Source organism: Alitiscatomonas aceti (assembly GCF_025567195.1).
GTDB classification, from domain to species: domain Bacteria; phylum Bacillota; class Clostridia; order Lachnospirales; family Lachnospiraceae; genus Alitiscatomonas; species Alitiscatomonas aceti.
In genome coordinates this window covers 5,450-14,044 of record NZ_JAOQJF010000010.1, presented here as the reverse complement: position 1 = coordinate 14,044, position 8,595 = coordinate 5,450, and the positions used below count along the sequence as shown (strand labels likewise).

Here is an 8,595-nt window from a genome sequence, read left to right as displayed (position 1 = left end):
TGGGGTAAAGAGGTGGGGTGGCAATTTGCCACCCCATCCCTGCGGTTATGGTGTTTACTGGTCAAAATCCGGATACAGCTCCAACTGGGCAAAGTCCTCATCGGTCATCGCACAGAGCTTCGTAAGGGCGCTGTCGGTCAGCTCCCTCAGTTCCGTTTCCTCCGGTGATAGCTCGCCGCACATCTCACGCAGGCTGTCGATCAATCCGGTGCGGTTGCCGGTATTGTAAATGCACATCAGGTTCATTTCCTCAAAAGTAAAGTTTCCCATATCAAATCTCCCTTTCCGTACTCTTTTTGGGTGCTGTCTTTTTGTGTTCTGCTTTGGGCTGGCTTTTCAGCTGATCCACAACGGACTTTTTCTTTTCCCGTTCCTCCCGATGAACGGCATCAGCCAAGTCCATCAGGGAAATGGGCTGACCGCTTCGGGCCTGCTGTTCCAGCTCTGCCACCGTAGGCTCTTTTGCACCATTGTTGATGATACCGTCGATCATGCCGTAATCGTCCTCCACGGCCATCTCCGCATTTTTCAGTGGATTTTGCGAAAAGAATCCAGGGATCTGGGTAAAACCAACGCTGTCACAGTAATGACAGGATACCTTACCGTCCTGCTTGATCGCAACGATGTCACTGACGCTCATGGAGGGGCTGTGAAAGTCCACGGGTTTTTCCAGATTGAATTGCTGATAGAGTTTTTCCAGCTGCTCCGGCACAGTGCTAGACTCACTCAGCGGAGCGGTGTAGATTAGGTCATAATTGCTGCGGTCTATGGAAATATCAAGGGACTTTAGCCAGTCCAGATTCATAAAGCGCACATTCTGCGGATCGTCACGGCTCACCTGATAGATGGCAAAGCAATCTCTATTCTGGGAGAGAAATGCCTGTTCTCGTTCCTGCTGATGTTCCTGACGCTCCATGACCTTTTCATGGAACTGAGGGCTTTTCTCCCATTCCTCACGGTCCACACCGCAAAGACCGCCATGCTCCATGATCTCCTGTGGGTCAAACACCATGCTCTCCGTATTGTCCTCATGCAGCACATAGACAGTCAAACCGGCGGCATCCAGTTCCAGCGCCCGTTCTCTGGTAACAGGGAGCATCCCATCATAGGAGTATCCGTATTCCTGCATATCCGGTGTGGAGACCTGCTCATCGGGCATGGGGTATTCATCCAGTGCCTGCTCCTGTGCTTCCGGCAGTTGGGAAGAAGTAGCCATCTGACTGGCCTCTGCCTGCATCTGCTGATAGGCAGCTTCCTGCAAGGTCTCGATCATGAACAACGGTGCGTATTTTACCGAGTCTTTGCCCAAATCGTTGTCATCACAAATCTGAAGAACTGCCTTCATGCGGGAAAGCTCCGGCATATCCAGCTGACCGCCATCCAGCTCTTTCATGGATGCAACATCGTAAAGGGTGTAGTCCCAGCCGCTGTCACAGGGCTGGATATGAAGATAGGTGGCATCGTCGATCAGAAACAAAGCCTCCTGCTGGTTGGCGTCCGCCCCCAGCACCTCCATTTCCGGCATGGCCGCAGCCAGTTCCTTTACCGCTTTCTGTACCAGCGGATTGTCACGGTAATAGTCGATTGCCTGGATGGTATCCAGGTCAATGGTCTGCCCGGTCAAAATCGGAAACGGTCCTTCATAGTCGCTTCCGTCTTTCAGCTCAAAACCAATTCCTTTGATCCCGTTCATTCGCTCTGCCGGAATTTCCTGATAAATGCGAACCGCTTCCTCCAAAGACAGGTTATCGTGGTATTCTCCGAGGTTTGGAAACTCCATGCACTCTGCTACATAGTAGGTTAGATTGCCGGTCGGCTGCTCTATCGGGGCGGTTTCCGGCTCTGCCTTTGCATTGGGGTCAATTCCACGCTCTTTGCAGATTTCCTTATAGTGGCGTTCAATGTCAGAGATCAAAGTGCCGGAGGTCTTATTGATGGTCTCCAAACTGGCTCTCAGCTCTTTCAGTTCCTTGCCATGACTCCAGCTTGCAATATAGCCGAAGCTGTTTTCTCCGGTTTCAATGCCAAAATACTTGCAGACCGCATAGGAGATGCTTTCAGCCTCCACTTCCTCCGTGTGGCGGTCTTTCTTCTGTTCCTGCAAGAACTGGGAGAGGGTAGAAAAGCCACCGGTAAAATTCAGCCCTTCTTCCTCGGTCAGCATCAGGCGTCCATCTTCCGCCAGCTCCAGCGGCTCTGTCAACAGAACGGAACCTGCATGGTTTACAACCACTCGTTCTTCTACACAGACCGGCTCTCCGGGGTCATAGTCAGAACCGCGCAGGTCATAGCAATAAACGCCCTCCGGCAGATTATCACGGGCAATCCGCCCATTGGAGAACAGACCGGGTTTATCAAACAGCTCGATCTCCTGATATTGCTCGTCATTGGCAATCTGAATCTTTTTCTGATTGTGGAGCTTACTGTGGGCAATCTCATGTACTGTGGCCGAAACCGTCTGCACCTCACTCATGCCCTGACGAATGGCGATTTTCTGATGATCGGCAGAAAAATAGCCGTCCGTATCGGCGGCCATTGCTTCAAAAGTAATCGGCACCGGCGCACTGCGGCGCAGGGCCTCCATGAATGCCTCATAATTGGGTACATTGCCGGAAAGGGAGGAAGCAAGCTCCGGCAAAGGTTTCCCATCAGTCTGGCTCACATCAAAGACCTTGACCGGGCGAAACATGGGGATCTCGATTTCTTTTTCCTCTGTAACAATCTTTCCGTCTTTATCCAGAATCGGAGCCTTGGTATCCGGGTCCAGTTTCTGCTCCTCGATTTTCTTCTTGTACGGTGTGGGGGCGATGATGGTAATGCCATGCTCGCCCTTTTTTACATGACGCTCAAACTGGTCTTTCCACTTATTGTATCCGGCTACCAAAGTGGCGTCCGGCTTCTGCATATAGATAAGCATGGTGTTGTTTACCGAATAGCGGTGGAAGCGGGACATGACGGACAGATAGCGCATATACTTTTCGCTCTCAAACAGTTCTTTGATGCCCTGCTCGATGCCATCCGTGATTTCCCTTAGCCGCTCTCGGTTGGTGGGTTTGTTCTCAGCCATGATTTTCAATCTCCTTTCCAAGTGTGTGATTTCTGCTGTGTGTTCTGCAATCCATGCCTTTTGTTCTTCTTCACTTTCATAAAGAAAAAGGTCCAGCAGGTACTCTACATAGGTTTTCTTCTGGATTGCTTCCACAAAGCGGGGGTGCGGTTCTTCCTCCGGTGTCCGGGGAGAATTGTCGATCTCCCATTTTTTCAGCAGATAGTAGTAATCGGACAGTACGCGATAACACCGCTGCCGGTCCTCACGAAACTGCTGTGCCTCGGTTTTCTGCCGGACATACTTCCTGCGGGAAGGGGCCTGACTGTCATAGATCAGGCCAAAGTCCTGTGCCAGTTTCTCCGCCGCTTCTTTTGGGGAGAGATCAAAGAGCTTTGCGGTAAAGTCGATCACATCCCCATCTGCACCGCAGCCAAAGCAGTGGAACCGCTGGTCTACCTTCATGCTGGGGTTCTTATCATCATGAAAGGGACAGCAGGCCATACCATTTCGTTTGACCTCGATCCCATAAAGCGCTGCCGCTTCTCTGGTGCTGACTGACTGCTTGACTGCTTCAAATACATTCTCTGCTATGTGCCTTTAACTTAACTGCTGGACTTTCTCACAGGGGGCTGGTATCCGGCAGCTTTGGCCCGTTCACTGGCAGCTTTGCGGCGTTCGGCGCTGTATGGCTCCCGGACGGATACACACCGCTTGGGGACGGTAAAGTTATGGGCGTCCTTTCGGGTGATCTGGTCGGGGTGCTTTTTTGCCAGCAGTTCCAGCTTCTCCATCAGACGGGGATCGTGGGTGTAGACCTCAGCCATTGGTTCTGCCTGGTTATAGAGGAGAATGGTTTCCCGTTCCACTAAAGAGAGCTTCATCGGCTGCCTCCTTTCCGCTGGTCAAATTCCAGCTTGAAGTTGGCGTACTGTCCATCATCCTCCAAAACCACAGTAGCATCGTAGGTTTTGCTGGTTTTCTCCGAATATAGGCCCATTACACGGACACGGCCATCGTTCAGCAGTGCAGACACCACAGCCTTGGTCGGCTGTTTTTTCTTGGCGGCCCACCATTTGTTGTTTTTCCAGATTGCAAATTTGCAAGAATCATTCTGACAGAAGAAGCCTTTTTGCAGTTCTGCAACTTCACCGCCGCAGCGAGGGCATTTGCCCACCACCTCACGGGGCGGAGTGAACAGGTACTCGGTTCCCTTTATGACCTGATAAGTTCCCACCAGATCTTTCAGCATGGTGCTGATCCCGTCCAAAAACTCCTCCGGGGCAAGCTGCCCGCGCTCGATCTCTCCCAGGCGGTACTCCCACTCGGCAGTCAAAAGCGGCGATTGCAGCTGTTCCGGCAGGACGGTGATAAGGGAAACTGCATCATGGGAAGGGAGAAGCTGCACCGTTTTCCTGCTCTTTTTTCGTTCCAGAAAACCGGCAGATACCAGCTTTTCCAAAATACCGGCACGGGTGGCCGGTGTACCCAGACCTTTTCGCTCAGCGTCCTCCGGCATATCCTCTTTTCCGGCAGTCTCCATCACGGACAACAGGGTGTCCTCCGTAAAGTGCTGAGGCGGACTGCTTTTGCCTTCTTTGACGATTGCCGCAGAAACCGAAAGGGTCTGTCCTTCGGTCAGCTCCGGCAGGGCTTTCTCTGCGCCATCTTTTTTCGGCTCTGCATCCTTCATTTTGGCACGGTAAGCGTCCTCCAGCGCTTTCCATCCGGGGTGCTTCACAGTTTTTCCTTTGGCTGTAAACTCCCCACCGGCACACGCTGCAATCACAACGGTTTCCGAATAGATATGGGGCTGGGCTACGGCGCACAGCAGACGCAGAGCCACCAGCTCCAGCACCGCTTTTTCTCCCGCAGGAAGGTCAGAAAGGTCTGCATCCTTGAGATTTCTGGTAGGGATTACTGCGTGGTGGTCGGTTACTTTCTTATCGTTGATGACCGTCTGCGAATCACAGGTAATGGCGATCCCTTTGCGAAACGGCATAGCATTGGCAACCAGATTCACCAGCACCGGCAGGCTGTCTGCCATATCACCGGTCAGATAGCGGCTGTCAGTACGGGGATAGGTGCAGAGCTTCTTTTCATACAGGCTTTGCAGATAGTCCAGGGTCTGCTGGGCTGTAAATCCAAGCAGGTGGTTGGCATCTCTTTGCAGAGTAGTCAGGTCATAGAGGGCAGGCGGCTTTTCGGACTTTTCCTTGCGCTCCACCTTTTTGATCGTGACAGCTGCACCCTGACAGGCTTCTTTCAGCTGCTCGGCGCTTGCTCGGTCACTCATGCGCTCCCCGGATACAGTAAGACCGGGCAGCTCCAGCGCCACGGTATAAAAGGGAACCGGCTTAAAGGTGTCGATCTCAGCTTCTCGCTGGACAATGAGTGCCAGCGTTGGGGACATAACGCGCCCGATGTTGAGTGTGCGGTGATACAGCACGGAAAAAAGCCTTGTGGCATTGATCCCCACCAGCCAGTCGGCCTTGGCACGGCAGAGGGCAGCATCACGAAGTCCGTCATAGTCCGCACCAGGGCGCAGGTTTGCAAAGCCCTCCCTTATGGCGGAGTCCTCCATCGAAGAAATCCAGAGCCTTTTCATCGGCTTTTGACAGCCTGCCAGCTCATAGACGCTGCGGAAAATCAGCTCGCCCTCGCGTCCGGCATCACAGGCATTTACCACCTCCGTCACATCCGGGGCGTTCATCAGCTTTTTGAGAATATCAAACTGCTTTTTCTTATCCTTTCCCACCACCATCTGCCAATGCTCCGGCAGAATAGGCAGGTCATCATATCGCCACTTTGCGTACTTAGGGTCATAGCTGTCTGCGTCCGCAAGACCGGCCAGATGGCCCACACACCAGCTGACACGCCAGCCGTTGCCCTCCAGATACCCGTCCTTACGGGCAGTTGCACCGATCACCGCCGCCAAACTCTGGGCAACTGATGGTTTTTCAGCAATCACCAGCTTCATATTCTTCAACCTCCCATTCTTCCCGCACAGGCGTGTGCAGTTTTTTCTCAATGCTGTTTTCCTCATCCAGAAGCAGGTTATAACCAAACCGGTAGTCATAGCGGTACAGTTTCCCCAGCAGGTCATTGATGATGATGCGGCAAGCCAAAATGACACGAGTTTTATCCACCTGCATCAGCTGGTAGCGTTGATAATTGCTGTAATATTCTTCATGGCGGTGGGTATTGCGGACAGCATCTTCAAGCAAACTTTCTACTGCATCCTGACAACCATCCTCTTTTTCACCCTCCATACAGTTCAGAAGTTCCATTACCATAGGAAAGCTCTGTTCATCCATAGGAGCTTCTGCTGCAAGAAAACCGATCAGGGCAGATAAGAGCAGACGGACTGCTGCCTGTTCCTGGTCCGTCAAAACAGCCATCGTTTTCTCCGCATTTGGCAGAATCTTATCTTCCACAAAATCTGCCGCGTCACCGGAATAAAGCTGACGGACAGAATCTATGGATAATGAAACCATCACGGCATCCTGAGAAAAGTCAAAGGAATCTTCCTGTTTTGCTTTTCTCCGAAGTTTGTTTAACATGGTAGAAAGAATGTCGCCGCCAAAATACACGGCGATCACCAGCAGGTCAAAAACAGCAATCAGCTTGATAAATATAATCAGAACACTCATTTTTTTCGTTTCCTTTCTTTGAGCCATCGTTCCATTTCCCGGTGGCAGACGCCTACGCAGGGACTTCCATAATTCCCGCAGCCATAACAGGGGTGGCTTGGGGGTAAAGAGGGAGGACGGGAAGTTTTCTTCCCGCCCTCCGGCCTGCGTGTCATCATGCGTTCATAGGAACTGTCTGTGAAACGGGTCATTTCACGCTGTCCTCGTCATCTTCTTCTGCGCTGCCCCCGTCAGCGTCAGGCTCGTCCGACTCCTCATCCTCGGTTTCCCATTCCTCGGAATCTTCCTCGCCATAATCATAATCGTCCAGACTGTCATTGCCCTTAGTCTTAGGCTTATTCTTAACGAGTTTCAAGTAGGCAAATACGCCACCGCCACCCAGCAGAGCCAGCAGAAGGATCAGCGCAGCCGGGTTCAGTCCGGCAGGCTTCTCTTTTTCCGGCTCCGGTGTTTCTGCCGGAGGTTCCGGTGCTTTTCCCGTACATTTACTCTTATCCGTTACACAGACCGGACAGGCCGTATTGACTGCCCCTGCTTCACATTTCTTCGTGCAGCTGCACACAGCAGGCGGCTCTTCTTTGGCATTTCCATCTTCCATCAGCGCCATCAGGTCCGCTTCATCCACCTGGTTCAGAAAGTGAACAGCAGTCTTTTTATCCTCGTTGGCCCTGTCGATCAGGATATAAAAATAGTTGCCAGCCTTGGTGGTAACGGTAATGAGCTGCTTGTTGCCACCAAAATCATCCACCAGAGCGGCGTTGCCATCCGGGGTCAGCGGAGGCGCTTTTTCGGGTTCTTCCACCACCACATTACTGTCATTGGTGGTATCCTCTGCCGGGGGCGGCGCTGCGCCCTGGGCAAAAGCGGGAACGGTAAAGCCCGATGCCAGAACCAGCGTCAGGCAAAGGGCAGAAAGTGTTCGGAGCAGTCGTTTATTCCTCATAGCTGTTTTCCTCCTGTTCGTTGTTGTCATCCACCATACTGCCGGGAACTGTGCCGCCGGACAGCATGGCGCTCAGCTGAGCCGGTGTCATACGCAGGGCGCGCACCATCTGGACGATCTCCAGATTTTCTGCCTCGGTTTTCTGTGCCTCCAGCGCTTTGAGCTTTTCCTGATACTCTGCGATCTTCTCGCGGACCTTTGTAATCTCCTGGTCAATTCGTTCAATTTTGTTCTTTGCCATCGTCTATCACTCCTTCTAAAAAATCTCTGTTACCAGTTCATCAGGCCGTAGCCCTTGATACTCTGATAATTCAGGTCATAACTCTTGATCTTGCAGGCATCGCCGGAATTTCCCTCCACGGTATAAACACGGCTGCCATCGGTACCGACAACAATTCCCACATGGTCTGCGGAACCATCCAGATCCCAATCAAAGAAAATGGCATCACCGGGGGCGATGTTCTCATATCCCCGTGCGCCCCACTGTCCATGAGACTGGAACCACGGAACACCCTGCCACTCACAGCCTGCAAAGCGCGGCTCACTTTTTCCTGCCTGGTTATAGCACCAGGATACAAAGCAGGCGCACCATTCCACGCGGCTGTCAAAGCCATACCAGCTCCAGTAGGGATAACCGCCCACATTGCCCACCTGACTTTTCGCCAGTTCCACCAGCTGCGGATTGCCGGGGCGGGTGCCGTTAATGAACTGCACACCAGACAGATCTTCCGAGCCGCTGGTATCAGGGGAACCGCCGCCAAACAACAGCGGTTTATTGCCCATGGTCTGTCGGTAGACCTGATACATTTCCATCTGCTCCGGGGTCAATAACTCCGACGCCACAGCAGAAATGGGCTTGCTGGTGAGTTTCACATTCAGAATGTAATACTCATAGGGTACTTCTTCTGAGGTGGTCTCGCCGGTCTCCGGGTCGGTGGAAGTCTCCGTGCGGT

9 protein-coding genes are annotated in these 8,595 nt (G+C 52.5%); all 9 read right to left on the bottom strand.

Features of this window, described 5'->3' with window-relative positions:
• Window positions 1-54: 54 nt before the first annotated feature.
• A complete protein-coding gene (locus OCV69_RS06775) occupies window positions 55-270 on the bottom strand; it encodes a transposon-transfer assisting family protein (protein WP_154042303.1) in 216 nt (71 codons plus the stop codon).
• Window position 271: 1 nt separating this feature from the next.
• Window positions 272-3,640 (bottom strand): LPD28 domain-containing protein, encoded by a 3,369-nt coding sequence (locus tag OCV69_RS06770; protein WP_262563038.1) that lies wholly within the window; start codon window positions 3,638-3,640, stop codon window positions 272-274.
• A gap of 11 nt (window positions 3,641-3,651) precedes the next feature.
• Entirely contained in the window at window positions 3,652-3,930 is a 279-nt protein-coding gene (locus OCV69_RS06765; RefSeq protein ID WP_002570998.1) for a hypothetical protein, read from the bottom strand.
• Entirely contained in the window at window positions 3,927-6,026 is a 2,100-nt protein-coding gene (locus OCV69_RS06760; protein WP_262563032.1) for a type IA DNA topoisomerase, read from the bottom strand. Before OCV69_RS06760 ends, OCV69_RS06765 begins: the two co-directional genes overlap by 4 nt.
• Window positions 6,007-6,699: a conjugal transfer protein TraG gene (locus OCV69_RS06755; protein ID WP_154042302.1), complete on the bottom strand. Its 693-nt coding sequence runs from the start codon at window positions 6,697-6,699 to the stop codon at window positions 6,007-6,009. Before OCV69_RS06755 ends, OCV69_RS06760 begins: the two co-directional genes overlap by 20 nt.
• Window positions 6,696-6,890, bottom strand: a complete 195-nt coding sequence (locus tag OCV69_RS06750) for a hypothetical protein (protein WP_154042301.1) — start codon at window positions 6,888-6,890, stop codon at window positions 6,696-6,698. Before OCV69_RS06750 ends, OCV69_RS06755 begins: the two co-directional genes overlap by 4 nt.
• Window positions 6,887-7,642, bottom strand: a complete 756-nt coding sequence (locus tag OCV69_RS06745) for a DUF4366 domain-containing protein (RefSeq protein ID WP_154042300.1) — start codon at window positions 7,640-7,642, stop codon at window positions 6,887-6,889. The genes OCV69_RS06750 and OCV69_RS06745 overlap by 4 nt, the downstream gene beginning before the upstream one ends.
• Entirely contained in the window at window positions 7,632-7,883 is a 252-nt protein-coding gene (locus tag OCV69_RS06740; RefSeq protein ID WP_002595833.1) for a DUF4315 family protein, read from the bottom strand. The genes OCV69_RS06745 and OCV69_RS06740 overlap by 11 nt, the downstream gene beginning before the upstream one ends.
• A gap of 29 nt (window positions 7,884-7,912) precedes the next feature.
• Window positions 7,913-8,595, bottom strand: a 683-nt coding sequence (locus OCV69_RS06735; protein ID WP_262563031.1) for a CHAP domain-containing protein, incomplete at its 5' end; no start/stop codon positions are given.